The organism is Devosia oryzisoli (assembly GCF_014837245.1).
Taxonomy (GTDB): domain Bacteria; phylum Pseudomonadota; class Alphaproteobacteria; order Rhizobiales; family Devosiaceae; genus Devosia; species Devosia oryzisoli.
In genome coordinates, this window is record NZ_JACYFU010000003.1 from 152,062 (window position 1) to 175,930 (window position 23,869).

A 23,869-nucleotide genomic window follows, 5' to 3' on the forward strand; every position below is an offset into this window, starting at 1 on the left:
AGCAGCCCTGGTAACGGGAAGGGGGCACCGACGAATTCTCTTTGCCGCTCGTCATCTTCATGTCACCCTCAACATGCAGGCAGCATGTATGCGAGGCAGAAGGATGCGGCAACGGCAGGACGAGCGGCGCGACGCCACGCGCCGTCAGCTCATCACCGCGGCGCGCCGGCTTTTTGCCACCAAGGGGTTTGCCGCCACAGGCACGCCCGAACTGGTGGCGGCGGCCGGTCTCAGCCGCGGCGCGCTCTACCACCATTATGCCGACAAGACGGCGCTGTTCGCCGCCGTGGTGGAGGCCGAGCACGTGCTGGTCGACCTCGCGGTAGAGGCCGCCGTCGACCCCGGCGATGACGACCCCGGCCCCGTGCGGCAGCTTGTGCTTCTGGCGGATGCGCGCGTTGCAGCACTGAGCGACCCGGCGCGGCAAAGGATGCTGCTGATCGATGCCCCGGCAGCGCTCGATCCGGCGACCATGCTGGCTATCCGCCTGCGGCACGGGCGGCGACTGTTCGAGGAGCGGATCGACGCCGCCCTTGCCGCCGGCGCGATCCGCGCCATGCCGGCCGACCCCCTCGCCGATCTGCTCGACAGTCTCGTCGAGCGGGCGGCGCTGGCTCCGGTTGACCAGCAGCCGCGCTACCGCAAGACCATCAAGGCGCTGATTCGCGGCCTCAAGACGTGATCCCGTCCTCAAGGGCCGCCACACGGCGCGCCAGCTCCTGCACCGCCCCGATCAGGGGAGCAATGAAGGCGTCATAGCGCAGCGCTGCGGCGGCTTTGGGGCTGGCCGGATCGGCCGGTACATGGCCGCCAAATTCGGGCGCACCCAGAGCCGCGGCGGCCTCTGCCACCTCATGCGCCAGCAGGCCGTATTGGATGCCGGGGGCCGCACCGTCCCGCCAGCGAAAGCGCACCGGCTTGAGCGCGCAGATGAAGTCCAGGCCCAGGTCGCTCGGCGCGATGCCGGTCTTGAGCCGCGCGTCCGAAGTCTGCAGCGTGCCCGTTGCCGCCCAGACAGCCGACCAGCGCGCCGTGCTGCTGCCCAGTGCCTGTGCGTTGTCCGCCGCCGGCAGCAGCGAGCCCCCGACCACCACCGTCTCAGCATCAACGGCCAGCGCCTCTGTCCAGCCGGTGCCGTCCGTGCTGACCTTGAGCCGCCAGCTGTCGTCCCCGGCCAGTCCCATCTCCGCCCGCCCCGACCAGTCGGTCTGGAACAGCACGCTGGCCGTGTCGCCAATTTCGGCCTTGTTGATCTTGAGCTGGTGCCCCGCCCCGTCATGGCTGAGCAGCGTTGCGGCCGCCGACACGGCGAGGCGGTTGGTGGCGTCGGCAGAAGCATTGATGCCCAGCCATTCAAGGCCCGGACCGATGGCGGCAATGCTGGTCCAGGCGGCGCCGTCAAAGGCCTTCAGCGCTCCGCTGTCCCGATCGAACACCAGCCAGCCGCGCGCCGGATCGTAAAATTCCCAGGCGCCCGCCTGGTAGGCGGCCAGTTCACCCCCATGCCCGGCCCAGGCGCCACCGGCCCCAGCGGGCACGACATAGGCTTCCCCCGGCAGTGGCGTCGTGGGCGGGGTCGCGAGCACCGTGCTTTCCACCACCGGCTGCACCAGCGCATCGAGGCGGTCGAGCGCTTCGTTGTGGGTGATGTGCTTGAGGGCCTGGCCGCCAATGATGAAGGGCAGGTCGAGACGGGCTGTGTGATCCATGGAGCTCTCCAGTCAGATTTGCCTCCAGTGTGCTGCGGCCCTCGCACCCGGGGAGAAGCGGCAAAGGGCTCGGGAGTTGACGGACGCAACGCCAGCCGACACAAGCGGGCGCAATCCTCTCCAGCCGCCCGCGGAGCCAGCCATGTCGGCGATCCATATTGCCCTCACCTTCGACGACAATTTCTGGGCGCCCGCCTATACGCTGATGCGCTCGATCTGCCTTTCGACCAAGCGCAAGACCGATCTCGTCTTCCACCTCGTTCACATGCCGCTCTCCCCCGAGCATCGGGCGGATCTCGACAAGATCAGCGCCGAATACGGCGCAGCGCTCCGCTATTATCCGCTCGACCAGTCAGCGATCTTTACCCGTTTCGTTGAGACCATGCCGGAAAGCGCGCAATGGCCCAAAGTGGTCTATGCGCGGCTCCTGCTGCCGCGCCTGCTGCCCGACGACGTCGAGCGCGTCATCTATCTCGATTGCGACATGATGGTGCGCCGCCCGATCGAGGCACTGTTCGAGGCCGACCTTGCCGGGCAACCGCTCGGGGCGGTCGCGGACTCCATTTCGCCCTTCATCGCCGGGCGGCGCGACATGCGGCAGAACGCCGGCATCTTCGATCCGGCCGATCCCTACTTCAATTCGGGCATGCTGGTCATCGACCGCGCCGGCTGGGCGGCCATCGACATGGAAGCGGAAATCGCGACCCTGGCGCAGAAGGGCTGGATGGAACGGCTCTACTATGACCAGGACATGCTCAACCTGATCTTTGCCGGCCGCTGGACCCCCCTCAACTGGCGCTGGAACTGCATCGACGCGCATCCGGCGCACGAAGCGCTCAATCCCGCGATCCTGCACTATACCGGAGTCAATAAGCCCTGGTTCCTCCTCGCCGGGATTCTGCGCACCTCGGCCTATGCGCGGTGGTACCGCCACGTCATGACCAACGAGCTCTTTTACCGCTTCGCGCGCCATCGCTGGAAGCGCACCTGGCTCCGGCGCCTTGGGCTGCGCCGCTGAGGCGCCGGTTCAGGTGATGGCGCCGCGCTTGCGGTATTCGGCGGCCAGCACGATGGCGGCGATGGCAAAGAGCGCCCCGAAGCCGACCTGCGTCCAGTCGAACTTGCCGAGGAAATCGGCCAGGAACGTCCCGGCGTCGAACTGCTCGGTGCCGTCCCAGACGCGCTCGAGATAATCGAACGACACTGGGAACTGCGAGCGGTAGTCGAGGAACCGCCAGGTGGCCGTGGCGAAGGGATGCAGCCCGCCCAGCGTCACCCATTCGAGCACCGAAAGGATCGTGGGCAACAGCACCGCCAGCGGAATGGCCCAGCGCCCCACTGCCGTCGCCATGGCCCCGACCAGCGCCATATAGGGCAGGTACCAGAGCAGGGCGCAGGCGAGCACCACGAGAAACACCAGCGCCATCTGTGCAAAGATGAGCGCGATGCTCCCCAGCAGCGTCACGCTGCCCAGCCCCGCGATCATGGTCGTGACATAGGCGACACCGAACATGATGAGGATGGAGAGGAGCGCCACGGCAAAGATCGAGCCGGGCAGCACGGTCAGCGCCGCCACGAGCTTGCTCGTCAGCACCTTGAGATCGGAAACCGGCATGGATTTCCAGAACAGCATGGCGTTGTTGCGCTTGTCCGCGGCAAAGCCGTCGGCGCAATAGAAGAACAGCGTGAACCCCAGATAGACCATCCAGCCCGTGGCGAGGCCCGCGAAGCCGGCCACGAACACCCAGGTCGGCACCACCGTCAGCAGCTGTCCGGAAAACCGCGAATCGATGCGATGCACGCTGAAGGCCAGCAGCGTCAGCACGAAGACGACGCCGACCAGGATCAGCGGCGCGATGAAGAAGGCGCCGCGATGCTCGATATATTCGCGGTGCACGAGGGCAATAAAAGCCTTCATCGCGCGCTCTCCGGGTTTGCGGTCGGACGCTGCATCAGCGCGACGAAGAGGTCGGAGAGGGTTGGCGTCGACACCTTCCCCAGCGGCTCCAGGGTTTCGCGCGGCACCCCGTCGAAGATGAAGACGGTCTGGCCGAAGCGCGTTTCCTCATAGACCGGACCAAGCGCCCGCGCCGCTTCTTGCGCCTCCGGCTCGTTGGCGACGAGCTGGCTGAACTTTTCGCTCACCGTCTCCATCTGCATATGGAGGATCAGCTCGCCATCGCGGATGAACATGATGTCGGAGAGCATGAACTCGATCTCGTCCACCTGGTGGGTGGTGATGATCAGCGTCCGCTCCTCGGTCATGTAGTCTTCGAGCAGCCGCCGGTAGAAGCGCTTGCGGTAGGTGATGTCGAGCCCCAGCGTCGGCTCGTCGAGCACCAGCAGCTTGGCGTCGATCGCCATCACCACCGCCAGGTGCAGTTGCGCCATCATTCCCTTGGAGAGCGCCTTGATCTTCATCTCCGGGCGGATGTCGGTGCCCTCGAGAAACTGGCGCGCCTTTTCCTGGCTGAAATTGGGGTGGATGTTGGTCAGGAGCGCAAACAGTTCCCGCACCCGCAGGAAGCGCGGCAGGCTGGCCACGTCGGAGATGAAGGCGACGTTTTCCATGAGGTGGGCGCGGCGCGCGAACGGGTCCTCGCCCAGCACGCGGATGGTGCCCTCGTAGCTCGTGAGGCCCAGCATGGCATTGAGCGTCGTGGTCTTGCCCGCGCCGTTGTGGCCCACGAGCCCATAGATGCGGCCGGGCGGAATATCGAAATCGAGACCATGCAGGATGGGCTTGCGCCCGAACGACTTGCGCAGCCCGCGCGCCGAGACGATGGGTTCGAGGGCGGTCGAGGGTTCACTCATGGGTCGGACCTTCCGGCTTGGCAGGTGTGGAACTTGCGGTGAGCAGGCGATCGAGATCGAGCCCGAGCGCCCGGATCTGCGCCGCGATCCGCGGCCAGTCGTCCTTGAGGAATTTTTCGCGCTCATGCGCCAAAAGGCGCGCATGCGCTCCCTGTGCAACAAACATGCCCAAGCCCCTTCGCTTTTCCACCACCCCGATATCGACCAGCGCCTCGAAGGCCTTGGTGACCGTCAGCGGATTGACCGAGAGATCGGCGGCGATCTGGCGGACGGAGGGCAGCGCCTCCCCTTCCCCCACGCTGCCGCGTAGGATCATCTCGATCAGCCGCTGCCGGATCTGGACGAAGATCGGCTGGCTGGCGTGAAAATCATCCATGTGCCTTGCTCAACTAGTGTGTTATATCACTAACACACTTGCACACCCTGTCAAGCGCCATCGCGCACGCCCTGCCCACCAGCAGGACGAGAAAAGATGACTTCTCTCCTCCGCTTGAAAGGTCTACATCGGCCGCACTGACCGGAGGACCCATTGGCGGCTCGCAGTTTTCTCTTTGCCGAGGACAATACCGACGTGGCCCTGACGCGGTTCATCGGCTGCGCGGCCACCACCACGGGCTTCATGGACGGGGCGCCCGGAGACTGGCAGCCCGGCCTCTACCAGATCGGCCGCGACAATCGCGCCGTCCTCGAAACCCTCTACGCCCGGCTCGAACAGGCCTATCCTCATGCCGGGCAACCGTTCTACGCGGTGCGCCTCTGGACCAACCTCGTCTGGCAGCCGGCCTATCTCGCTGTCATCGCCGTCCACGTGCATGGCGCACTGCCCGACCTGGGCCGCCTGTCCCAGGCCATCAAGGGCATCCATGTCAGCGGCTACCGCCTTCCGCCCGCCCCCCAGGTCGAGGCGCCCCGCGATGCCCTTATCGCCGAGGCAGGCACGCGCCTGCGCGCCATGGCCGATGCCATCCTGCGCGACATCAACGCCGTCACGCGGCTCAAGCGCCTGCCCGCGCTGCGCCTTCTCACCGATCGGATGCTGGGGCTCATGGTACGCCTCAACCCTTACCAGCCGGGCATCACCGTCGCCGAGCAGCAGCGCGTCTGCGCCCTCTGGCTCAAGGCCATGGGCCTCACCGGCCACGGCGATCTCGACATCCTGACACTCCATGACGGCACCGAGGTGCCCATCATCGCGCGCAAGGGGTGTTGCCTGGATTACCTCGCCTTTCCGGACACCTATTGCATCTCCTGCCCCAAGCAGGACGATGCGGTGCGGATCACCCGGCAGCGCGACAACGCCATGGCGGAGCGCTCGGCGGCGGGCTGATCAGTCGAAGGTTTCTTCCGGGTAGACACCCCAGAGCTCGGCCTGGTGCACCCAGCCCGAATAGATCGTGCGCTCGCCCGGCTGGCTGGCCGAAACCTTGCACCAGCTGTTCTCGCACGCGCTGATCGAAACTCGCGCCCCCGCCGCAAGACGGGCAGCCAGCCGCGCCTGGTCCGAAGGATCGGCATGCATCTCCACCTCGCCATTGGCGACGAGCGGGGTGGCGTATCCGGCCCGGCTGCCATCGAGCAGCGATTGATGCACCCAGCCTTCGGCGCCGTCGAAATCGCGGATCTTCCGCCAGGTGTCGAACTCCTGGATAATCTCCACCGGCACGCCCGAGACCAGGAAATTCCAGGCGATGTCGTATTTCGTCCCCGGCCCCACCCGCACATTGATGGGGTGCGACCGGGTCGTGACGAATCGCGGCAGGGGCAGGCCCGATGGGTTATCGGCGGCGCTCTGCGCTGCGGCCGGCACCGTCGTGGCGGCCGGGACACAAAGCAGCAGCGCCAGGAACAGGGCGGAGAAAAGGCGGGCGCGGCCCGAAATAGCGGCCAAGGGCAACATGACTTTGCAGACGGATTTGAATTGTCCTATCACTAGCCGATGATCCTTAATGGTCGCTGAAGGATGCCTGTCATTGCCGTCCCGGATTGTGCCAAGGCGCCCCCGATGACATCGCCCAAAGCCAAGATTCTTGTGACGCGGCGCCTGCCCGAGGCAATCGAGGCGCGCATGGCGACCCTGTTTGAGACGGACGTCAACGAGTTGGACGCAGCCCTGGCTCCGGAGGACATTCTCACCGGCCTCGCCGGCAAGGACGTGCTGGTGTCCACCATCACCGACAGGATCGACGCGGACCTGATCGGCCGCCTGCCCCCCAGCGTGCGCCTCATTGCCCAGTTCGGCAATGGCGTCGACAATATCGACCTCGAAGCGGCATGGGCGGCGGGGCTCACCGTCACCAACACACCAAGCGTCCTCACCGAAGACACTGCCGACATGGCCGTGGCCCTCATGCTGGCCCTGCCGCGCCGGCTGGTGGAAGGCAGCGAAATGCTGCTGCGCGACCGGGCTTGGGCGGGCTGGTCGCCCACCTCCATGCTCGGCCACCGACTGCGCGGCAAGGCCCTTGGCGTCGTCGGCATGGGGCGCATCGGCACTGCCGTGGCCCAGCGCGCCCGCGCCTTCGGGCTCGCCATTCATTATTTCTCGCGCAACCGTCGCCCAGCGGGGGTCGAAGAGCCGTTGGGCGCGGTCTACTGGCACGATCTCGATGCCATGCTGGAGGCGGTCGACATCGTCTCGCTCCACACCCCGCTCACCCGCGACACGCACCACATCCTGTCCGCCGCGCGCCTCGGCCGGTTGCGGCGCGGCGCCTATGTCATCAATGTCAGCCGCCCCGAACTGATTGACGAGCCGGCGCTGATCGACGCCATCGCCGGGGGCCGCCTCGGCGGAGCGGCGCTCGACGTCTTCGAAAACCGGCCCGAAATCAATCCGCGGCTGCTCGACCTGGCGGAGGCCAACAAGGTGATCCTCACCGCACACATGGCCTCGGCGACGCTTGAGGCGCGCGTCGAGATGGGCGAGACGGTCATCGTCAACATCCGCACCTTCATGGACGGGCACCAGCCGCCCCATCGCATCCTGCCCGATCGGCTGCAGGCACCCGCCGCCCGCGCCTGAGTGTTGCAGCTTCTCCCCAACGCGGCGCCCTTCGGCCTCCCCCGGGGCCATGGCTCTTGCATGGCCCGGTCATCCTTTCTAATCGTCCCCCATCCGGTCGGTAAAAAGGGCGCGGCGGCCCTCTTGGCGACCCTCTGGCCTGGCCAGCCGAACCTCTGGGTTTAGGAGTGCCCCGTGCGGACGTCTTGGTTCCTCTGCCTCAGCCTTTGCGCAGCCCTGCTCGCGCCCTTGCCTGCCCAGGCGCAGGAGGCTGCACCGCCGGACCTCAAGCGGGACGGTGACACGCTGACGCTGGACGCGCTGGGGCAGCGCCTGGCCCTGCCGCTGCCGAGCTGGCTGGACGCCGCCGAGGTCGACGCCGCGGCCCTCGCCAGCGCGGCCGAAACGCGGTTCACGCTCACCGACACGCAGGCAAGCCTGATGCTCTATCCCAGGGCCGAGGGCGAGGGCTTCTGGACTACCCGCATGGGTGCCCGCATCACCCTCGATGACACGCCCAATCTCAAGGCCTATCGGGACGTCGTGATCATCGGCTACGCGCAGGTCTGCAAGCCCGAAGCCACGGCCTTCTTCCAGCTCACGCCCGACGAGGACGACAGCCTGCCGCCGCTCGGCCTCGCCTGCGGCAGCTATGCCGACATTGTCCGCGGCTACCAGGGCAAGGGCGAAGTGGTGGTCATGCGCTTTCTCAAGACCGACCTGGGCGTCGGCCTGGTGTTCCAGGAATGGCTCGGCCGCGCTTTCGATCCGGCCGATGCGCAGAGCTGGCCGGTCACCACCGAGACGGTCCAGCAGCGCATCGACACCTTCGGGCAAAGCACTGCGCTGGCTCTCGTGGATTGACGGCGGGCCCTTGAGGGCCTAAGCCGCTCGCCCATGAAAAAGGACAACCGACCCACTGGGCCCAGCCAGCGCATGCTGCGCGTGGGCGAACTGGTGCGCCACGCGCTGGCGGCCCTGTTCGCGCGCGGCGAAGTCGAGGACGAAGCGCTGCGCGGCGCCGTCGTCACCGTGCCCGAGGTGCGCATGACGCCGGACCTCAAGATCGCCAACGCCTACGTGATGCCGCTCGGCGGCACCCATGCCGAGGAGATCGTGGAGGCGCTCAACCGGCACCGCAAGTTCATCCGTGGCCGCGTCGCGCCGCAGATCGATCTCAAATATGCGCCGGAATTCCGCTTCTTCGTGGACGAGACCTTCGAAGAGGCCGGGCGCATCGATGCGCTACTCCGCTCCGAGCGCGTCCGCCGCGATCTCGAGGCCGATGACGGCGACGACGACAGCCAAGAAGACTGAGTTTGAACCAGCAGAAATCGAAAAAGCGCGCCATCTCCGGGTGGATCGTGCTCAACAAGCCATACGACATGACCTCCACCCAGGCCGTGGGCAAGGTGCGCTGGCTGTTTTCCGCCGCCAAGGCCGGCCACGCCGGCACGCTTGATCCGCTGGCGACCGGCATCCTTCCCATTGCCTTGGGGGAAGCCACCAAGGCCGTGCCACAGGTGCAGGACGGCACCAAGGTCTATCGCTTTGCCATTGCCTGGGGCAGCGCCACGAGCACCGACGACACCGAGGGCGAGGTCGTCGCAGCCTCGGACGTGCGTCCGGACCAGGGCGCGCTCGAAGCCGTGCTGCCGCGCTTTACCGGCACCATCATGCAGCGCCCGCCTGCGTTTTCGGCCCTCAAGGTCGATGGCGAACGCGCCTATGACCTGGCGCGCGCCGGCGAGACGGTGCAACTGGCCGAGCGCCCCATCGAGGTCGAAGCCATCCGCCTCGTCTCGCATGGCCCGGAACAGAGCGTTCTCGAAGTCACCTGCGGCAAGGGCACCTATGTGCGCGCCCTGGCCCGGGACATCGCCGAGGCCCTTGGCACCCGCGGCCATGTGGCGAGCCTCCACCGCGCTGCCGTCGGGCCCTTTACCGATGAGAATTGCGTCACCATCGAGCAACTCGAAGCGACAGAGGCTGGTCCCGAGCGCGATGCGCTGATCGCGCCGGTTTCGCTCGGCCTTGCCGATCTGCCGGAAATCCGGCTCGACGCCGGGCAGGCCGGCGCCGTTGCCCACGGCAACACCATCCTCCTCACCGGAGCAGGCGCACCGGTCGCGATGGACGAGTGCTGGGTCAGCTTCAAGGGCAAGGTGCTGGCGAGCGGCAGCGTCGAGTTCGGCCAGTTCAAGCCGCGCCGCGTCTTCAACCTCTAGGCGTTGCCGATCAGGATGCCGGCCGCAAACACCAGCGCGCCGCCCAGCACCACCTGCAGCACCGCCCGCCAGAACGGGGTCTGCATATAGCGCTGCTGGATGAAGGCGATGGCCCAGAGTTCGATCAGCACCACGACGATGGCGATGGTGGTCGCAACAGTGAAATCGTGGATCAAATAGGGCAGCGCATGCCCCAGCCCGCCCAGCGCCGTCATGATGCCGGCGGCAAAGCCGCGCTTGATCGGTGAGCCGCGCCCGGTCAGCTTGCCGTCGTCCGAGGCCGCTTCGGTGAACCCCATGGAAATCCCGGCGCCCACTGCCGCGGCCAGGCCCACGAGAAAGGTCTGCCAGGTGTCGCCGGTGGCAAAGGCCGCCGCGAACACCGGTGCCAGCGTCGAGACGGAGCCATCCATCAGTCCGGCGAGGCCCGGCTGCACATAGGTCAGCACGAACTGGCGGTGCGCTTCCGTCTTTTCGGCGGCATGACCTTCGGGTCCCAGGACGGCATCATCGATCTGGTCGGCCTTTTTTGCGTGCTGGCGCTCCTGCACGGCCAGATCGCCGAGCAGCTTGCGCACCTCTGCGTCGGTCGCCTGCCGTGCGGCGGCGAGATAGAAGCGGTAAGCGCCTTCCTCCATCTCCCAGACCTGCTGGCGCGCCTGTTCGAGCGTCAGGTTCTTGAGCAGCCAGATCGGCTTGCGCTGGAGGAAACCGCGCACATGCTCGCGCCGGATGGGGACCAGCCGCGTCCCGAAGCGTTCCACATAAAGATCGAGCAGGCGCCGCCGGTGCTCGTCCTCCTCGGCTGCCATGCCCTCGAACAGCGCCCCGCTGCCGGGATAGGTGTCGCCCAGCCGGATCGCGAGTTCGGAGTAGATGCGCCCATCCTCTTCCTCGGCGGAGACCGCCAGAGCCAGGATTTCGCGTTCCGAGAGGCTGGAAAAATCGCGGCGGCTGTCGCGCCAGAGGAGGGCCATGCGAGGCTCCGGAGGAAGCTGTCTACATATCATTTCTTAGAACGGTTCTAAACTTTGCGCAAGCGTGCGACACCGTGCGCGGACGCCTCGGCTTGAGCCCCACCCCCTTGCGCGCTATGGCTCGTGCAATGGAGGGCCCGGTGTCCACACAAGTGCGTCGCATGGTGAAAGAGGCAGGAACCGCGTTCGCGGTGCTGGCGCTCTACGTCCTCACCCTGCTCCTGCCGCTGCACCAGGCCGCGGGCCTGCAGCGCGACCTCGATGCCGCCGGCTACGCACCGCTCACCAGTTGGTCGATCTGCGCCCCGCTCTCGCAGGACCGCCAGGGCGAGCCGCATCGCGAACCCGCCGTCCACTGCCCGGCCGCGGGCATTGCCAAGCACCAGTTCGCCGCTATCCTGCCGCCACCACCCGCTCCTGCGCTCATTCCCCGGACAGCTGCGGTGGCCCATGCCGCCGCGCCTGGCCTGAACCAATTCCACCTGCCCGACCATTTCGGGCAATCGCGCGCGCCTCCAGCCCGGGCCTGAACCCATCGGCACCCTGTGCCGCCGTTCCGACCTCGATTTCCTGGAGAACCCCATGATCCGCACCCTCGCCTGCGCGGCCATCCTCGCCGCAGCGTTCGCCGCACAGCCCCTGCCCGCCTTCGCCCAGTCCACCGCCCCCACCGCCACGCAGCATGATGCAGCGTCCGTCGCCGTGGGCAGCATCGCCATCAGCGGCGCCTTTACCCGCGCCACCCTGCCCAACGCACCGGTGGCTGGCGGCTTTTTCACCCTCACCAATACCGGCTCCCAGGACGACCGCCTCGTCTCCGCCAGCGCCGATTTTGCCGATGTCGCGCAGATCCACGCGATGGCGATGCAGGGCGACGTCATGAAGATGGGCCAGCTCAAGGATGGGCTCGTGATCCCCGCAGGCGAGACGGTGACGCTGGCGCCCGGCGGCTACCACCTCATGTTCATGGGGCTAAAGCACCCGCTGGTGGAAGGCGAAACGGTCGCGGTCACTCTCACCTTCGAAAAGGCCGGCAGCGTGACGCTCGACCTTCCGATCGGCGATCCCGCGGCCGATGCGCCAATGGCCGGCATGGACCATGGCGGGCACTGACATGGCGAAAGTTCGCATCATCCTCTGGGCGCTGGTCGCCGTGGTCGCGCTGGCGGCCACCGGGCTCTACGCCTACACCACTACGCGCCCCACCCAGACCACGACACTGGGCGAGGGCGACTACGACCTCGTCACCGCCGACGGCCAACCCTTCACCCGCGAAAACTTCAACGGTCATCCGACAGCGCTGTTCTTCGGCTTCACCCACTGCCCCGATGTTTGCCCGACCACACTGGCCGACATCGCCAACTGGTATGAAAAGCTCGGGCCGGAGGCCAAGGACCTGCAGGCGGTGTTCATCACCGTCGACCCCGAACGCGACACGCCCCAGATCATGGGCGACTATGTGAGTTGGACCAACCACGTCACCGGCGTCACCGGGTCCCGCGCGGAGATTGACAAGGCCCTCAAGGCCTGGGGCGTCTTTACCGAAAAGGTGCCGCTCGAGGATGGCGACTACACCATGAACCACACCGCCTCGGTGTTCCTGATCAACCGGCAGGGGGGCTTTGAGGGCACCATCGCCTTCCGCGAGGACACCGACACCGCCCTCGCCAAGCTCAAAAAGCTCATCAACGGCTAGCCCAGCCGCGGGTCGGCGGCAAAGCCGGCCCGCACGAATTCGAGGCTCTGGCGCGGAAAGTCGCACAGCGCCTGCACGCCATGTCGACCGACCTGAATTTTCCAGGTCTGTCGGTCGATCGGCGCCCTCTGGGCAAAGACCGCACAGGTCAGCACCGCGAGGTTTGCTCCACCGGCCGGATCGCGCACCGACCGGTAGCGGATGAGCTCGATTTCCTCGCCGCGCGCCGTGTCCGCCAGCGCCTGGCAGGCGGCATAGTCGGTGCGGTCGGTCCAGTTTCCCGTCTCCGAGAGCGGCGGCACGGTGAGGTCGATGCTCGCATCGGTGGCCAGCGCCGCGGCAAAGGCGGTGTAGTCAGCGGCATTGGCCGGCAGCGGCGTGGCGGGCGATTCGGCAAAGAACAGCAACCGATAGAAGGCCATTTCCGCCAGCGCCGTCTCCACCCGCTCGGCGGCATAGAACACGCCCGGCGTCCGCCCCGCGCGGCGAAACCGCGATCCGTGCGGATAGGGGCCATAGCGGAAGGGCGTCGCCAGCAGGTAATCGAGCCCGGCGCAGTCGTGCGGCAGGGGCGGCTTGCTTGCCTCCAGCACCTCTTCGAGCAGCGCCTGCTCTGCCAGCGTTTCGACGAGCTTGAGCGTCGAGACCTTATGCTGCGCCTCGACCACGCGCCAGCCGGTGCCGCGATAGGCGGTCCGGCTAGACGAGAGCGCGACGGGCATCAAGATAGGCCAGCACGTCGACAAGCCCCACTACCGAGGCGACGCGGTCGATCGGCCGGCCGCCCAACGCCGTGTTGTCGCTGCGCATCCAGGCCCGCATCACGCCCGCGTCGCCTCCCGCGATGGCATCGAGCGAGCGAAACACGCGGATTAGCAGCACCGCCAGCTCGAACGGCTTGCCCGCCGGATCAAGCTGAAAGCTGCCAGCCTTGAGCCGCGACACGGTCGGTTCGCTGGTGCCGAGCACGGCCGCGAGGCGCCGGGCGCTGAGCCCGAGCTGCTCGGCGGCGCGGAGCACGGCCTTGCCGACCACTGCGCCCCTCTCGTCCGCCTCACTTACCGCCGCGACCTGCACCTGCTCCTCCTGAAATCTTTATCCCAGAGTATTTCTGAAGATAAAGTAGTTCCGGCGAGCACAGTTTGCAAGGCCTCCCTCAGCCGCCCAGGAACCGCTCCATCCGGAAGGGCCGGATATCGATGGCGGTGGCCTCGCCGGTCATGGTCTGCGCCAGCAATTCCCCCGTCGCCGGCCCGAGTGTGAAGCCATGATGGGCATGGCCGATGCCGACGAAGAGCCCCTCGTGGCGCGGCGCTTTGCCGATGATCGGCATCATGTCCGGCGTGCAGGGCCGGGCGCCCTTCCAGGGCTGCGGATCGACCCGCTCGCCGAGCGGGAAGATTTCCCGCGCCGCCGCTTCCGCCTTGCCGAGCTGGATGGGCGTGGGCGCCGCGTCGCGCATGGCAAATTCCGCGCCCGTTGTGATGCGGATGCCCCGGGTCATCGGCGCCATGGCGTAGCCCACCTCGGTGTCGAGCAGCAGGTGGTTGAGCTCGGCCCCGTCCTTGGGGTGGTAATGCATGTGGTAGCCGCGCTTGACGAAGAGCGGCAGGCGATAGCCCAGCGGCTCGAGCATGTCGGGCGCCCAGGGCCCCAGCGCAATCACCGCCTGGCGCGCGACCACTTGCCGGCCGCCCACGGTCGTCCGCCAGCTCCCTTGCTCCGCGCTCAACCGGCCGGCTTCCCCCGAGACGAAGGTGCCCCCCATGCGCTTGAAGAGTTCGAAATAGGCGGTCACCAGCGCGCCGGGGTCGCGCACCGTCCATGGATCCGTCCAGTGCACCGCCCCCACCAGCTTGCCCAGCAGGCTCGGCTCCAGCGCCTTGAGCGCCGGCCAGCCCACCATCTCGTAGCCGATGCCGAAGCGCTCGTGATCGGCCCTGGCCTTGCCCTCTTCGCGCGCCATTTTTTCGGCCGTGCGGAACACCAGATACCAGCCGTCCCGCGAGATCAGCTTTTCGGCCTCGGGGCCGGCGGCGGCGATCAGGTCGGAATGGGCGATGATCGAGCGGCCGATCAGCGGCGCATAGCTTTCCACCACGCGCCGATAATGCTCGGGCGAAGACTCCCACCAGTAGCGCAACAGCGGCGGCGCCAGTTTGGGCAGCGCCAGCGGCTCGTAGCGGGCGGCGGTCGAGAGGTGCAGCCCCACCTGCAGCAGCGTCGTCAGGTCGCGCGGGAACGGATGCGGCCGCACCCCCTCGCGCTGGATGATCCCGGCATTGCCGAACGAAGTCTCGTGCCCCGGCGCGCTCCGGTCCACCAGCGTCACGCTGCGGCCACGCCGAAGCAGATGAATCCCGGTCGCCACGCCGACGATCCCGGCCCCAAGAATAATAACGTCGTCCATATCGGCCTTTGCGCCCTGGCGTTTACCCCACCGCCATCAAATCAAAGAAGCAGGAGGTCGTCTATGTGGCGTAATGGGCGGAGGAAGAGAAGACAGGCGGGACAACAGAGTTACGCAATTGGACGAAGCGTGGCTGAGCGCCTTTAGAGCAGCTTTGTTCGCCGCTACGGCACCAGCCCTGCTGTAGGCAGGCAGACTCTCGGCAGAGGTCTTTGCTGTCGCAACGACAACCCTGACATTGGCAGCGGTTTGGGGGCAGCCTGGAACGGGACGTTTCGCCTGCCAGTCCCGCCTACCAGGGGTGCGGTTCCAAGGTGATAGTGGCATTGGGAACATGGTTGGCACCCGGCGCATAGGCATGATGCGTGATTTGGCGCACCATGAACCGGGCGTTGCTACCGAGACTGTCGATCACCACCGTCTCCCCGATCCTGGGGCAATGGACGAAACTGAGTTCTCTGATCTTATCGTGACCAGAAACGACCACCTTGTAGATCTCTGCCATTTTCCCCTCGCTTCGTGCATTGACCATACGCCAGGCCCACGCCGGGACCAACAAGCACGTTACGCCCCTTGGCTGGCTTAGTCAGAGGATGCTGCCCTTCACCGAGTGGCAGCCTCCTGGCAAGGAAAGGAAGGGCAGCCGTCTGGAGATGGCTTAGGTGTGTTTGAGGTCGCTCGCCGTCGATCACGGCTGGTGCTGGATCGGGTCTGCTCGCTTGCCTGTTGCGGCTATCGAGACAGTGGATGACGTTGCTTTCTCCGGCCATTTGGGCGCTGCTGGTCATTCCCGCAAGCGTCCCAAATGAGCGTTTTCCACGTCTCAGCCAATAAAAAACCCGCCTAAGCTTTCGCCGGCGGGTTCTTGTGGTCCGAGACGCCAAAGGCGCAGTGGACTGTCAGGCGTTACTTCTGCAGGATGAGATTGATTGCAGACTCGCGACCGTCCCGGCCAGTCTCGACCTCGTAGGACAGCTTGTCGTTCTCATAAAGCCCGTCCACACCCGAGTTCTGAACGGCGGAGACGTGGACGAAGTGGTCCTTGCCGCCGTTGTCAGGGGTGATGAAACCAAAGCCCTTGGTTGCGTTGAAGAATTTGACGGTGCCGTTAATGGTAGCCATTGGAGTACTCCTTAAGCTCGAAGCCGAAGCAAAGCGAGCGTTGCCCTCCGCAACATGCGAGAGGGGGCATAGACGTTCGCAAAGTAGATCAGTGAGCCATGAACCGGTTATGACCGGCAGGAGGCAGCCGACTTGGGCTGAAAACGTGTATCCCTCTTTCTCGCATCCAATAGTGGCGCTGTAAAGGCGGACGGTAAGAAATCGGGCAGATGGACGATATTCTGCGAGGCTGGCGGCGCTGTGCGGGACGTTGAAACCGAATTGACAGCCCGCCGCGCGAAGGGCAGCGCTGCCGAAACACAGCGCTGCATCCCTTAGGAGAAACCCGTGCTGACATCGTGCTGACTGTCAGCCAGCAGGGCGGCTTCGACGTCCGTCATTGTGACCGCAATCGCGCTCGTGGTTCCACCGTCTATCAGCATCAACTGGCAAGACGTGCGATGCGCTTCCCACGAAACGTCCAACGGGATTTTCTCGATCACAAGATCGAAGGTCCCTGGTGCATGAGTTTCCGACATGTTGGCCAGGGCGAAGCGATGTCTGAAAGTGATGCGACGTGTTGTCGTCTTAGTGGTCATCCGCACGCGCCTTCACGATGCGCGTTGGGTGAGCGCGCGGCGCAGGGGATAGTCCTCGGAAAAATAGAGGCCGCGAATGGCGTCACCGCCATATCGAATCTCATCTGCCTCGATCAAAGAGCTTGCCTGAAGGCGAACCGGAAGTTCCTCGACCGTGAACTGAACCGCCTCGGCCAGCGAGGGGAACCGCTGATAGCGGGCCGCTCGGGGCGAGCTGTGATGTCGTCCGGGATAGAGTTCGGCCGGGGCATTATAGTTGGTCATTGTTGCTTCCCTGAAGATACGCGAGATCGAGCGCCGCGGAGCACAACGTTCATGATCTAAGGAAAGCGGCAGGAGCCGGGGACCAGAGGCGTCTGAAACGCATCACCCTATATAGGGCGCAATAGCCGCTTTTGTAAGGCGGCAGGGTGGCAAGATCCTCGCTAGAACCATCACTGGCGGCTCGGAAGCGATCTGGGTCGCCACAGCATTGCCCCTGAAGCTTGGACAGGCTCGATGCGGCTCCTCCCCCGTGACGGGGGAGGCTGGGTGGGGGTGCGCCCCGCGCTGGTGACCAGTAACAAGCATCCTGCGCGCGATCCCCCCACCCCGTCCCTCCCCGCGAGGGGGAGAGAGCCGGATCGAGTAAGCACAAACACCTGGCGCACAGCTCCCGATGACGTTCCGTCGGTGTGCTGCAGGCCGCGGCTCCCTCGCTTGGTCCAGGATCGTCCACGAAGGTCTCACAGACCCCATGCGGCACCTCCCCATGAGGGGGAGGGTGCCGGATCGAGCATAGCCCCATACACCTGGCCCCCTAACCCGTCGCCTGAGCCACATAGCCCCCCGCGCTGGCCGGCACCTCCTGCGCCAGCCAGTCGTGAAACTGCGTCACCTTGGCCGGTTCCCGCCGCCCCTTGGCCGTAGCGAGGTAATAGCCGCGCCGCCCTTCGACGGGCAGATCGAACGGCCGGACGAGACGCCCGTCGCTGACGGCGTCGGCGCTCATCATGTCGGCCGCAAGCAGCACGCCCTGCCCGGAAATGGCCGCGTCGAAGGCCAGCGAGGCATCGGAATAGACCGGGCCGGAGAGCGCGGTCTGCGGGTCGAGACCCGCCGTTCGCAGCCAGAGCGGCCAGTCGAGCATGCTGGTCTGGTCGACGATCACCGGCACGTGCGCGAGGTCAGCCGGGGTTTGCAGCAATTGCCGCGTCACCGGCGCGCAGACCGGCTGGAAGGCGAAACCGCCAATCGGGCGCGCCAAGACGCCGGGCCAGTTGCCCTCGCCATAGCGAACGCCGCAGTCGATGTCCGGGCGCCCCAGGTCCAGCATGGCCGCGGTCACCGTCAGCCGCAGTTCGACCCCGGGATGGAGCGCGGCAAACTTGTGCACCCGCCAGATCAGCCAGCGCGAGGCAAAGACGCTCCCCACCGTCACGGTGAGGATGTCTTCCTGCCGCCCCGAAAGGCTCGCGAGGCCATCCTGCAGCGCCGCAAAGCCGGCGCTGAGCTGCGGCAGGACCTGCACCAGCGCCGGCAGCGGCTCGAGGCCGCGCGGCGTGCGCGCAAAGAGCGGCATGCCCAGCCGCTCCTCGGCCCGCCGCAGGTGCTGGCTCACCGCCCCAACGGTCACGCCAAGTTCATCGGCCGCCGGCGCCAGCGCGCCGCGGCGGGCGACGATTTCGATGGCGCGCAGGGCGTTGAGCGGGATCGGAAACGCGGAAGACATGGAGATTTTCTAAACCGGCACAGCCGAACTGTCCATTGGCGAGCCCCCCGTTCAGGCGCAACCTCCTTCTGCATCACATCTCGATCTCCGCTGGAGGCCCACAAAATGTCGACCCTGCGCCGTCTCCTTGCCCGGCTCTTCGATGCGCGCGCCTCGCACAGCCGAAGACCCCTGCCGGACGAGCTTGCCCTGCACGACTGGGCGGATCTTCCCACCCACCACCCGCGTTGCGACGAGGCGCCGTGCTGACGCCATATTCGGCGCGTCAGTGGGGTGCCAAACGGTAACAACCGCAAGGAACATCCAATGCGCCTTCTGTCCGCAACGCTCATGCTGGCCACTCTGGGCCTCAGCCCCGCCTTCGCCCAGCAGGACCTGACGACCGATGCGGCCGGCGCCGCCAATGCCCAGGTCACCATCGATCCCTCCGCGGCGGTCAGCGCCATGCCGCAGACCGCCAATATCCTCACCGGGCTCTACGCCACCCTCGCCACCGTCGAATTGTGCGACATCGCCGTGTCCGACACGGTGACCACCGCCATGGACGCCCATCGCAAGCAGATGGAAACCAGCCTCTCGATGGATGAAGCCACCAGCACCAAGGCCTATGACACGGTGCGGGCGGACGTGGAAAAGACGGGCGTCGATTGTGCCGAGGGCAGCACCGATCGGCAGCAGGCCGAAGCGGTGGCTGCGCTCTACGAGAACAGCGGAGCCGCTTCCCCGGCCCCTGCTGCCGCTGCCCCAGCCCCTGCCGCCACCGACCCGGCAGCGCCGAGCCCGGCGCCCGCTGCTCCTGCTGCTCCTGCTGCTCCTGCTGCGCAATAACTACTCGCAGATGCGGGCCGTGCAGCTCTTGCCGTGACACCCGAGGTCAAGGTGGAAGTGGTTGGCGTGGTCCGCATTGGCCTCCGGACCCAGCACGGTGGTGAAGCGGCCGCAGGCGGCCCCGTGCGACTGGCGCAGGAATTTTCCTTCCGGCGTCGTCCGCCTGGGCCAGCCGGCCTCCACTGAAATCGTCTCGCCATTGGCCAGCGTAAAACTCATCACATCGAGCGCATCGGCGAAGGCGTGTTCGGAAATCTTGTCGTCCTCGCTGCTGACGCGGTTGCGGCAGACCAGACCCGGGCCCGAGGCCAGGCTCTCCACCCGGCTTTCCAGCGCCGCCTGGGCATAGGTGTCGATCTCGCCCACCCAATCGGCCAGCGCACCGGCCATGGCGCAGGTGGTGGTGACAGGGCTGGCAAAGGCCACGCGGTGGCCATTGACGTTCACCGCCGTCACCGAAAGCGGAGACTGGGTGCCGCAGACGCCGTCGGCGACGGGCGGAAGCATCTCGGCCTCCACGATCCCACTCAATACCGCCGGGCACGCCGTCTGGTAGATGCGGCCGTCCTCATGCGGCTCGGCCGGCTTGGCCGGCGCCTCGGGCTCCGGCTCGGGTTCAGAGGGTTTCGCCGTCTCTTCGGCCTCGGAGGCCTCGGGCTTATCTGCCTCTGGCGACACCGCCTCCGTCTCGTCCTCGGCGGGGCCGGCCGCGTCTGTGGCCTCCTCGCCCTCCCCATTGTCCGGCCGCGGCAAGGGAATGGGCGGCGCCTCGGTTTCGGCCTCCGCTTCGGCCTTGGCGGCCTTTTCCCGCTCCGCCACCGGCGCGGGCCGCGGACGCGGAGGCACGAGGTCGTCCACCAGGGTCTGCAGCGGCTTGAGGATATCCTGCGCCATTGTCCCGCCCGCGGGCTGGACCAGCATCAGGACGGCGAGGGCGGGGGCGAGGGAGAAGCGCATGGCTCCCAAACGCCGCAGCCGCGTCCCCCGTTGCGCAGGCGGGCGTTTACCCCTCGCAAACCATCTTTCTTGCCCAGGGCGCTTCTGCTATCAGCCACCCCCATGACAACGCCGCTCAAGAACATCCGCAATTTTTCCATCGTCGCCCATATCGACCATGGCAAATCGACCCTGGCCGACCGGCTGATCCAGCTCACCGGCGGGCTCGACCTGCGCGAGATGAAGGAGCAGGTGCTCGATTCGATGGATATCGAGCGCGAGCGCGGCATCACCATCAAGGCGCAGACCGTGCGCCTCAATTATCACGCCGAGGACGGCGAGACCTACGTCCTCAACCTCATCGACACGCCCGGCCATGTCGACTTCGCCTATGAGGTCAGCCGCTCCATGGCCGCCGTCGAAGGCTCCCTCCTCGTCGTCGACGCCTCCCAGGGCGTCGAGGCGCAGACGCTGGCCAATGTCTACCACGCGCTCGATGCCAACCACGAGATTGTCCCCGTCCTCAACAAGGTCGACCTGCCCGCCGCCGATGTCGAGCGCGTCAAGGCGCAGATCGAGGACGTTATCGGCATCGACGCCTCTGATGCGGTGGAAATCTCCGCCAAGACCGGCCTCAACATCGACAAGGTGCTCGAGGCCATCGTCAAGCGCCTGCCCGCGCCCCAGGGCGACATCACCGCCCCCCTCAAGGCGCTGCTGGTCGATAGCTGGTACGACACCTATCTCGGCGTCGTCGTCCTCGTCCGCATCATCGACGGGGTGATGAAGAAGGGCCAAAAGATCCGCATGATGGCCTCGGGCGCCGTCTACGAGCTCGATCGCGTTGCCGTCACCACGCCTAAGGTGGTCGAGGTCAAGGAGCTGGGCCCGGGCGAGCTCGGCGTCTTCACCGCCTCGATCAAGGAAGTCGCCGACACCAATGTGGGCGACACCATCACCGAGGACAAAAAGCCCACCGCCACCCCGCTGCCCGGCTTCCGCCCGGCCCAGCCGGTGGTGTTCTGCGGGCTGTTTCCGGTCGATGCCTCGGACTTCGACGAGTTGCGCGCCGCCATGGGCAAGCTCCGGCTCAACGACGCCAGCTTCTCGTTCGAAATGGAGACCTCGGCCGCGCTCGGCTTCGGCTTCCGCTGCGGATTTCTGGGGCTGTTGCACCTCGAAATCATCCAGGAGCGGCTCAGCCGCGAGTTCGACCTCGATCTCATCGCCACCGCCCCCTCGGTGGTCTACGAGATCGAGATGACCAATGGCGAGACGGTGCACCTGCACAATCCGGCCGACCTGCCGGACGTCATGAAGATCGCCGAAATCCGCGAGCCCTGGATCAAGGCGACCATCCTCACCCCGGACGAGTATCTCGGCGCCATCTTGAAACTCTGCCAGGACCGGCGCGGCATCCAGCGCAACCTCTCCTATGTCGGCCAGCGCGCCATGGTGGAATACGACCTGCCCCTCAACGAGGTGGTGTTCGATTTCTACGACCGGCTCAAATCCATCTCCAAGGGCTATGCGAGCTTCGACTATCAGCTCGCCGACCACCGCCCCGGCGATCTCGTCAAGCTCTCGATCCTGGTCAATGCCGAGCCGGTCGATGCGCTCTCCATGCTGGTGCACCGCTCGGCGGCGGAGTCGCGCGGCCGCGTCATGTGCGAAAAGCTCAAGGAGCTGATCCCGCCGCACCTGTTCGTCATTCCCATCCAGGCGGCGATCGGCGGCAAGGTCATCGCCCGCGAGACGGTGCGCGCCATGCGCAAGGACGTGACCGCCAAGTGCTATGGTGGCGACGCCACTCGCAAACGCAAACTCCTCGAAAAGCAGAAGGCCGGCAAGAAGCGCATGCGCCAGTTCGGCTCGGTGGAAATCCCGCAGGAAGCCTTCATCAAGGCCCTCAAGATGGGCGACGACTGAGCCCTTCGCGCGATCACAGCCCTTCGACACCCCACACAGTCACCCCCGCGAAAGCGGGGGCCTCCGTTTCAAGGGGCCAACAGAGGGTCCCGCTTTCGCGGGCATGGCATCGTGGCTGGCTGACCCAATTATTGCCCGGTTACGCGCAGGACGCCTCCCCGCCAGCCGCGGCCTCCTCCCTCCCCCTCGCGGGGAGGGACCGAGGGTGGGGGGTGGCACAGCCACCAAGCCAGGACCCAGGCCCCCATTCCTCTCCCCTCGGGCAGAGGGTGGCGCGGCCAAGGCCGAAACGGGTGAGGGCGGCCTGGGTGATTGGGGGGGCCATGGCGTGGTTTTCGGACGGGCAGCTTCTGAGGAACCTCTAGCACAAAGCAGCCGCATGAACCGGACTTGCCCTATTGTGACATCTCAAAAGACGCGAAAGCTGCTTGGCTGCAGCATCGTTGCAGATTTCGATGCCCTCCCAATCTCTCCAGTCACCGCGACAACGCGCCCATTCCGGTGCGCGTCAACGGCAAGAAGGTAATCCTCAGCGGAAAGGCGAACTCTAAGGGCGATCGAGCCGGTTTCGCTGCTAGCCCCTTCCAGTCCGATCTCATACCGGCCCTCATCCAGCAAATTCGCAGGTATCTCCCTCGTCTCGAGGCGAACGACTTGCCCTACAACCGTGACCAAAACCGGGCCTACTGCCGGTCCGAGCTGAGATATGGCGCTGTCAAGGATTGGGAGAGCTGTATCCTCGATTTCAGCGCTTAAACGGATGTCAGGCGATGGTGCCCATGCGGGCGTGAGGGTGATGTCGTATTTGATCTTGCCCGCTGACGTGTCTGCAATCCACGTCGTGAAGTCGCTCAGCATATTGAAATTGAAGCCTTCGGAAGCGCCGATCAAAAGTGGCTCCGCACTTTTCACGGCCGTAGCCTTTTCCACGAGGGTGAGGCCGCGGGCGATGCGTTCAATGACTCGCCTTTCAAGCGGCGCAGGTGGAGCTTCGCCGTCCAAGGTCTGCGCCGCGGGTCCTGCAGGCGATTCAATTGTAAACCCGAAGCTGCCCTTGAAAGTGTGTCCCAGCCGACAACTGTTGGCATACTCAGCACCCGCGCTCTGGTTGTCGGGCACAACAATGACCTTACGAATCTCGGCAGCAGCTGCGGAAGTCAAAAACTTGCGGGCATTGACGATGAATTTCTCGGCGATGCGTAAGTGGATGCTGTCTCGAAGCACCAAGGTGCCAGGCAACCTGGCCCGAAGCAGGTCATAGTCAAACATCGAAATGTCGTGGGCGAGCCGCTCAACGGCCATCCCAGTCACACTGGAGAGCGTTCGCAATGCCTGGCGTATCCGCCGCTCGACATCCTCGGGCTCACTGCTACTGAGTACAATCTCGGGGGAACTATCTTTATCGGGACCAAGTGTGAAAAGTTCTAGCGCGCCACCTAAGCAGTAGCGCCCGTTCATTCTGACGTAGCCATGAAATTTCCAGCGCGGGTAGACACAGCAAGATCAGCACGAGCGGAACTGCGGCAGGATCTCGCAATGCCATTTTGTTGAAGGCGGCGGCCTCCATGTCATACACTATTGAGGCGCCATCGACTTCCCAGTTTACCGTAGCTTTGAGCTGGTATTGCAGAGTGAACCCCGTTTCGGTTCGCCCCGCAATCGTCTCTTTCACCGGATGAAAGGTGCCGTCGACGCCGTAATCGTGCAGCGCGCGCGTCACATTAATCCCCAAGCGTCCCGCGATTGCGTCGACGTAGGCCATAGACAGCCGTTCTTTTATGTGCGGTTCGAGTATCACGAAATAAGCTTCCCCAAAGCTGTGGGATTTTGGCGATACTGGCTGAGCGGAAGTCAATACTTCGTTGCACCAGCTAATTAGACCTTTGCGGCACACCCCTCCAATTGATTTTTGGCAATGCGCAATATCAGC

General features: G+C 65.7%; 29 protein-coding genes. 12 read left to right on the forward strand and 17 right to left on the reverse strand.

Going from position 1 to position 23,869, the window contains the following annotated elements; translation table 11 throughout:
* Positions 1-103 precede the first annotated feature (103 nt).
* Positions 104-682, forward strand: coding sequence for a TetR/AcrR family transcriptional regulator (locus tag IC608_RS12190; protein ID WP_191775722.1), 579 nt, complete (start codon positions 104-106; stop codon positions 680-682).
* On the opposite strand, the gene IC608_RS12195 is transcribed toward IC608_RS12190, so the two are convergent.
* Positions 672-1,709 carry a DUF2793 domain-containing protein gene (locus IC608_RS12195; protein WP_191775724.1) on the reverse strand — a complete coding sequence of 346 codons (1,038 nt, stop codon included), beginning with the start codon at positions 1,707-1,709 and terminating at the stop codon, positions 672-674. The genes IC608_RS12190 and IC608_RS12195 overlap by 11 nt on opposite strands.
* A 142-nt stretch (positions 1,710-1,851) precedes the next feature.
* Here IC608_RS12195 and IC608_RS12200 point away from each other — a divergent pair, with 142 nt between their 5' ends.
* Complete coding sequence (locus tag IC608_RS12200) at positions 1,852-2,727, forward strand: glycosyltransferase family 8 protein (RefSeq protein WP_191775726.1); 876 nt, start codon at positions 1,852-1,854, stop codon at positions 2,725-2,727.
* Between the two features lie 9 nt (positions 2,728-2,736).
* Here IC608_RS12200 and IC608_RS12205 read toward each other — a convergent pair whose 3' ends face one another.
* From IC608_RS12205 to IC608_RS12215, 3 genes are read right to left on the reverse strand one after another with little or no spacing between them, the layout of a single operon-like run.
* Positions 2,737-3,627, reverse strand: coding sequence for a hypothetical protein (locus IC608_RS12205; RefSeq protein WP_191775728.1), 891 nt, complete (start codon positions 3,625-3,627; stop codon positions 2,737-2,739).
* Complete coding sequence (locus tag IC608_RS12210) at positions 3,624-4,523, reverse strand: ABC transporter ATP-binding protein (RefSeq protein WP_191775730.1); 900 nt, start codon at positions 4,521-4,523, stop codon at positions 3,624-3,626. Before IC608_RS12210 ends, IC608_RS12205 begins: the two co-directional genes overlap by 4 nt.
* Positions 4,516-4,899 carry a GntR family transcriptional regulator gene (locus IC608_RS12215; protein ID WP_191775732.1) on the reverse strand — a complete coding sequence of 128 codons (384 nt, stop codon included), beginning with the start codon at positions 4,897-4,899 and terminating at the stop codon, positions 4,516-4,518. Before IC608_RS12215 ends, IC608_RS12210 begins: the two co-directional genes overlap by 8 nt.
* A 153-nt stretch (positions 4,900-5,052) precedes the next feature.
* On the opposite strand from IC608_RS12215, the gene IC608_RS12220 reads away from it, so the two are divergent.
* The gene (locus IC608_RS12220) at positions 5,053-5,850 is read left to right on the forward strand and encodes a siderophore ferric iron reductase (RefSeq protein ID WP_191775734.1); all 798 of its coding nucleotides are present in this window, start codon (positions 5,053-5,055) and stop codon (positions 5,848-5,850) included.
* On the opposite strand, the gene IC608_RS12225 is transcribed toward IC608_RS12220, so the two are convergent.
* Positions 5,851-6,453 carry an SH3 domain-containing protein gene (locus IC608_RS12225; protein WP_191775736.1) on the reverse strand — a complete coding sequence of 201 codons (603 nt, stop codon included), beginning with the start codon at positions 6,451-6,453 and terminating at the stop codon, positions 5,851-5,853. It lies immediately after the preceding gene.
* 72 nt (positions 6,454-6,525) lie between these two features.
* Here IC608_RS12225 and IC608_RS12230 point away from each other — a divergent pair, with 72 nt between their 5' ends.
* From IC608_RS12230 to truB, 4 genes are all read left to right on the forward strand, one after another.
* Complete coding sequence (locus IC608_RS12230; protein ID WP_191775738.1) at positions 6,526-7,545, forward strand: 2-hydroxyacid dehydrogenase; 1,020 nt, start codon at positions 6,526-6,528, stop codon at positions 7,543-7,545.
* 174 nt (positions 7,546-7,719) lie between these two features.
* A complete protein-coding gene (locus tag IC608_RS12235) occupies positions 7,720-8,388 on the forward strand; it encodes a hypothetical protein (protein ID WP_191775740.1) in 669 nt (222 codons plus the stop codon).
* A 33-nt stretch (positions 8,389-8,421) separates the two neighbouring features.
* On the forward strand, positions 8,422-8,841 hold the full coding sequence (gene rbfA / locus IC608_RS12240) for a 30S ribosome-binding factor RbfA (protein ID WP_191775741.1): 420 nt from the start codon (positions 8,422-8,424) through the stop codon (positions 8,839-8,841).
* 2 nt (positions 8,842-8,843) lie between these two features.
* Complete coding sequence (gene truB, locus IC608_RS12245) at positions 8,844-9,752, forward strand: tRNA pseudouridine(55) synthase TruB (protein ID WP_345890895.1); 909 nt, start codon at positions 8,844-8,846, stop codon at positions 9,750-9,752.
* Here the strand turns inward: truB and mbfA are convergent.
* Entirely contained in the window at positions 9,749-10,729 is a 981-nt protein-coding gene (gene mbfA, locus IC608_RS12250) for an iron exporter MbfA (protein ID WP_191775743.1), read from the reverse strand. The genes truB and mbfA overlap by 4 nt on opposite strands.
* Positions 10,730-10,869: 140 nt before the next feature.
* On the opposite strand from mbfA, the gene IC608_RS12255 reads away from it, so the two are divergent.
* From IC608_RS12255 to IC608_RS12265, 3 genes are read left to right on the forward strand one after another with little or no spacing between them, the layout of a single operon-like run.
* Positions 10,870-11,259: a hypothetical protein gene (locus IC608_RS12255; protein WP_191775744.1), complete on the forward strand. Its 390-nt coding sequence runs from the start codon at positions 10,870-10,872 to the stop codon at positions 11,257-11,259.
* A gap of 52 nt (positions 11,260-11,311) precedes the next feature.
* Complete coding sequence (locus IC608_RS12260; protein WP_191775746.1) at positions 11,312-11,842, forward strand: copper chaperone PCu(A)C; 531 nt, start codon at positions 11,312-11,314, stop codon at positions 11,840-11,842.
* A gap of 1 nt (position 11,843) precedes the next feature.
* Complete coding sequence (locus IC608_RS12265) at positions 11,844-12,425, forward strand: SCO family protein (protein ID WP_191775748.1); 582 nt, start codon at positions 11,844-11,846, stop codon at positions 12,423-12,425.
* On the opposite strand, the gene IC608_RS12270 is transcribed toward IC608_RS12265, so the two are convergent.
* From IC608_RS12270 to IC608_RS12305, 8 genes are all read right to left on the reverse strand, one after another.
* On the reverse strand, positions 12,422-13,147 hold the full coding sequence (locus IC608_RS12270; RefSeq protein WP_191775750.1) for an RES family NAD+ phosphorylase: 726 nt from the start codon (positions 13,145-13,147) through the stop codon (positions 12,422-12,424). The two genes, IC608_RS12265 and IC608_RS12270, sit on opposite strands and share 4 nt — an antisense overlap.
* Positions 13,125-13,502 carry an antitoxin Xre/MbcA/ParS toxin-binding domain-containing protein gene (locus IC608_RS12275; protein WP_191775752.1) on the reverse strand — a complete coding sequence of 126 codons (378 nt, stop codon included), beginning with the start codon at positions 13,500-13,502 and terminating at the stop codon, positions 13,125-13,127. The genes IC608_RS12270 and IC608_RS12275 overlap by 23 nt, the downstream gene beginning before the upstream one ends.
* Before the next feature lie 79 nt (positions 13,503-13,581).
* On the reverse strand, positions 13,582-14,835 hold the full coding sequence (locus tag IC608_RS12280) for an NAD(P)/FAD-dependent oxidoreductase (RefSeq protein WP_191775754.1): 1,254 nt from the start codon (positions 14,833-14,835) through the stop codon (positions 13,582-13,584).
* 292 nt (positions 14,836-15,127) lie between these two features.
* Positions 15,128-15,340: a hypothetical protein gene (locus IC608_RS12285; protein ID WP_191775755.1), complete on the reverse strand. Its 213-nt coding sequence runs from the start codon at positions 15,338-15,340 to the stop codon at positions 15,128-15,130.
* A 401-nt stretch (positions 15,341-15,741) separates the two neighbouring features.
* Positions 15,742-15,957, reverse strand: coding sequence for a cold-shock protein (locus IC608_RS12290; RefSeq protein WP_191775757.1), 216 nt, complete (start codon positions 15,955-15,957; stop codon positions 15,742-15,744).
* Positions 15,958-16,271: 314 nt separating this feature from the next.
* A complete protein-coding gene (locus tag IC608_RS12295; protein WP_191775759.1) occupies positions 16,272-16,535 on the reverse strand; it encodes a hypothetical protein in 264 nt (87 codons plus the stop codon).
* A gap of 12 nt (positions 16,536-16,547) precedes the next feature.
* Positions 16,548-16,799, reverse strand: coding sequence for a hypothetical protein (locus IC608_RS12300; protein ID WP_191775761.1), 252 nt, complete (start codon positions 16,797-16,799; stop codon positions 16,548-16,550).
* A gap of 535 nt (positions 16,800-17,334) precedes the next feature.
* Positions 17,335-18,246, reverse strand: a complete 912-nt coding sequence (locus tag IC608_RS12305; RefSeq protein WP_191775763.1) for a LysR substrate-binding domain-containing protein — start codon at positions 18,244-18,246, stop codon at positions 17,335-17,337.
* A 306-nt stretch (positions 18,247-18,552) separates the two neighbouring features.
* Here IC608_RS12305 and IC608_RS12310 point away from each other — a divergent pair, with 306 nt between their 5' ends.
* Positions 18,553-19,074: a hypothetical protein gene (locus tag IC608_RS12310; RefSeq protein ID WP_191775765.1), complete on the forward strand. Its 522-nt coding sequence runs from the start codon at positions 18,553-18,555 to the stop codon at positions 19,072-19,074.
* Here the strand turns inward: IC608_RS12310 and IC608_RS12315 are convergent, their stop codons facing one another.
* On the reverse strand, positions 19,075-20,031 hold the full coding sequence (locus IC608_RS12315) for an extensin-like domain-containing protein (RefSeq protein ID WP_191775766.1): 957 nt from the start codon (positions 20,029-20,031) through the stop codon (positions 19,075-19,077).
* 102 nt (positions 20,032-20,133) lie between these two features.
* On the opposite strand from IC608_RS12315, the gene lepA reads away from it, so the two are divergent.
* Positions 20,134-21,939: a translation elongation factor 4 gene (gene lepA, locus IC608_RS12320; protein WP_191775768.1), complete on the forward strand. Its 1,806-nt coding sequence runs from the start codon at positions 20,134-20,136 to the stop codon at positions 21,937-21,939.
* A gap of 408 nt (positions 21,940-22,347) precedes the next feature.
* On the opposite strand, the gene IC608_RS12325 is transcribed toward lepA, so the two are convergent.
* Both IC608_RS12325 and IC608_RS12330 read right to left on the reverse strand, forming a co-directional pair.
* On the reverse strand, positions 22,348-23,208 hold the full coding sequence (locus IC608_RS12325) for a hypothetical protein (RefSeq protein ID WP_210316347.1): 861 nt from the start codon (positions 23,206-23,208) through the stop codon (positions 22,348-22,350).
* 130 nt (positions 23,209-23,338) lie between these two features.
* Positions 23,339-23,701, reverse strand: a complete 363-nt coding sequence (locus IC608_RS12330) for a DUF4365 domain-containing protein (RefSeq protein ID WP_191775771.1) — start codon at positions 23,699-23,701, stop codon at positions 23,339-23,341.
* Positions 23,702-23,869 lie beyond the last annotated feature (168 nt).